The organism is Tepidimonas sp. (assembly GCF_036824975.1).
Taxonomy (GTDB): domain Bacteria; phylum Pseudomonadota; class Gammaproteobacteria; order Burkholderiales; family Burkholderiaceae_C; genus Tepidimonas.
This window is the reverse complement of sequence record NZ_DAISZC010000073.1, coordinates 6,926-9,852: the sequence shown is the minus strand read 5'-3', so window position 1 is coordinate 9,852 and position 2,927 is coordinate 6,926. Positions and strand designations below refer to the sequence as shown.

General features: G+C 68.1%; 3 protein-coding genes. 2 read left to right on the top strand and 1 reads right to left on the bottom strand.

The window, feature by feature from the left end:
• On the bottom strand, positions 1-1,762 hold a 1,762-nt coding region (locus V7Z54_RS08465), incomplete at its 3' end, for an NADP-dependent malic enzyme (protein WP_334135817.1).
• 97 nt (positions 1,763-1,859) lie between these two features.
• On the opposite strand from V7Z54_RS08465, the gene V7Z54_RS08460 reads away from it, so the two are divergent.
• Together V7Z54_RS08460 and V7Z54_RS08455 are read left to right on the top strand one after the other, a co-directional pair.
• Positions 1,860-2,234, top strand: coding sequence for a DUF2946 domain-containing protein (locus V7Z54_RS08460; protein WP_334135816.1), 375 nt, complete (start codon positions 1,860-1,862; stop codon positions 2,232-2,234).
• A gap of 97 nt (positions 2,235-2,331) precedes the next feature.
• On the top strand, positions 2,332-2,927 hold a 596-nt coding region (locus tag V7Z54_RS08455; RefSeq protein ID WP_334135815.1), incomplete at its 3' end, for an SCO family protein.

Genomic DNA, 2,927 nt, shown 5'->3' with positions numbered 1-2,927 from the left:
ACAGCGTAGCCCCTGGACGGCGCCCCAGAATGCTTTCGATGCGCTCCAGGTGCGTGGTGTAGGTGCCCACCAGCCCGCAGATGAGTGCGTCCGCATCTCCCAGGCGCAGCATCAGCGCGCCAATGATGGTGTTGGAGCGGCGCACCGCGGCTTTGGCCACCTCGGGGGTGGCGCCGTCGCGCTTCATCCGTTGGTGGTAGGCTTCCCAGTATTGGCGAAAGCGCGGATCGTCTTCGGGGTTGACGTTTTCGACGTCCACACCCAGGCGCAGGTGTAGTCCAGCCTTGCGGATGCGCGCCTCGATCACCGCCGGCCGTCCGATCAGGATGGGTTGTGCGATGCCTTCTTCCAGCGCCAGTTGGGCCGCGCGCAGCGCGCGCTCGTCTTCGCCGTCGGCGTAGGCCACGCGCGCGCGCGGCGTCTGAGCCTTGGCGCGCGCAAAGATCGGCCGCATCAGAATGCCGGTCTGGTAGACGAAGCGCTGCAAGCTGTCGCGGTAGGCGTGAAGGTCGGCAATGGGACGTGTGGCTACGCCCGATTCAGCCGCGGCTTGGGCCACCGCTGGCGCGATGCGCAGAATCAACCGGGTGTCAAACGGCTTGGGGATCAGGTAGTCGGGGCCAAATTGCAATTCCTGCCCCGCGTAGGCCGTGGCCACTTCGTCGCTGATTTCGGCCTTGGCCAGCGCGGCAATCTCGCGCACGCACGCCAGTTTCATTGCTTCGGTGATGCGGGTGGCGCCGCAGTCCAGCGCGCCGCGAAAGATATACGGGAAGCACAAAACGTTGTTGACTTGGTTCGGATAGTCCGAACGGCCGGTGGCGATGATGCAGTCGGGCCGCGCCGCCTTGGCCACTTCAGGGCGGATTTCCGGCTCTGGGTTGGCCAGCGCCAGGATGATGGGCCGCTCGGCCATGGTCTGCACCATCTCGGCCGTCAGCACCCCGGGGGCGGAGCAACCCAGGAATACATCGGCGCCGCGTACCGCATCGGCCAGCGTGCGGGCATGGGTGTGGCGGCAGTAGCGGCGCTTGGATTCATCCAGCTGCCCCGACAGCGCATCGGCGCGCTGATCGTGAATGACGCCTTTGGAGTCACACACCAGCATGAGCTCTGGCCGCGCCCCCAGCGCCACGAACAGGTCCAGCACCGCAATGGCGGCCGCGCCCGCACCGGAGACCGCGATGCGCACCTCGCCGATGGGCTTGCCCACCAGCTCCAGCGCGTTGATCAGCGCCGCCGAGGCAATGATGGCGGTGCCGTGCTGGTCGTCGTGAAAGACTGGGATGTTGAGCCGCTCGCGCAGCTTGCGCTCGATGTAAAAGCACTCCGGCGCCTTGATGTCTTCGAGGTTGATGCCGCCTAGCGTCGGCTCCAACGCGGCGATGATGTCGACCAGCTTGTCCGGGTCTTTTTCCGCCAGCTCGATGTCGAAAACGTCGATGCCGGCAAACTTCTTGAATAGGCAGCCCTTGCCCTCCATCACCGGCTTGCCGGCCAGTGGGCCGATGTCGCCCAGCCCCAGCACGGCGGTGCCGTTGGTGACGACCCCCACCAGATTGCCGCGACTGGTGTAGTCGGCGGCCTTGGCGGGGTCGCGCGCGATTTCTAGGCACGGATAGGCCACGCCGGGGGAGTAGGCCAGACTGAGATCGCGCTGGTTGGACAGCGCCTTGGTGGGGGTGACGGAGACCTTGCCGCGGGTAGGGGTGCGGTGGTACTCGAGCGCGGCGTCGCGCAGGGCTTGCTCGGCGGGGGTCATGGATCGGCAGTAATGACGGTAGCGGAACGGGCCGCGCGGGGCGGCATACGCTCCAAGTGTAGCGGCGAGCTCGCCGCACTGCGGCTACAATGCAAACATGTCCCTGCGCCGTCTGCGCTGGCCGCACTGGCTGGCCTTGATCGCTGTGCTGTGGGCCACGCTGTCGCCGGCGCTGGCCCGCGTAGCGCTGCCCGTGGCGCAGGAGGGCATCGAGATCTGCACCAGCACCGGAGTCGTCCGGCTGAGCGTGCCCGGTGCGGATACCGCCCCGGGCCAGGGGGCGGCGGCGATGCCGGGTTGCGACTGGTGCCTGCACCTGGGCGGCTTGCCGGCGCTGCCGGCATCGGCCTTGTTTTGGTGGGCGGCGGTCGCGGCGCCGGTGCGGCCATCTGAAGCGCAGGCGGCTTTCCCCCTTGCGCCGCGCTGGGTGCGGCCGTCCCCGCGCGGGCCGCCTGCGACGTTCCTGCTCTGACGCCGTCCGCGGTGTGTGGGCTATTGCCTACGCAGCCGTGGGTTGAGGGTGTGCTGCCACCGCCGGGCGCGGGGGCAGCCGGGACAGGAGCGCATTGATGTTCACGTCGTCGGACGCCGCTGTGTTGGTGTATCGGCCCCTGCGCCGACGGCGGTGGGTGATGGCGGCGCTTGCCAGCGCCGTCGCTTTGGTGGCGTGTCAGCGCGGCGGCGCGGCCCCGTCGTTTCGGGGCATCGACGTCACCGGCGCGCCCTACGGGCGCGAGCTGGCGCTGACCGACCAGTACGGGCAGCGGCGCACGTTGGCCGACTTCCGCGGCCAGGTGGTGATGCTGTACTTTGGCTTCGTGCAGTGCCCGGATGTGTGTCCGACGGCGCTTGCACGCGCCGTCGAGGTGCTGCAGCGCCTGGGGCCGGACGCCCAGCGGGTGCAGGTGCTGTTCGTCACTGTCGATCCGGAACGCGACACACCGGCCCTGCTGCGCGAATACTTGGCGGCGTTTCACCCGTCGTTCCTCGGGTTGACTGGCAGTGCCGAGGAGATTGCCGCTGCGGCGCGTGAGTTCAAGGTGTACTACGCCAAAGTGCCCACCGGCAGCAGCTACACGATGGACCACTCGGCGCAGACCTACCTAATCGACCCGCAAGGGCGGCTGCGCGTCGTGCTCAAGCACGAGCAGACTGCCGATGACTA

Excerpts from the sequence above, each read along its gene's own strand:
- V7Z54_RS08460 (WP_334135816.1), top strand. The coding sequence starts at position 1,860 with ATGTCCCTGCGCCGTCTGCGCTGGCCGCACTGGCTGGCCTTGATCGCT.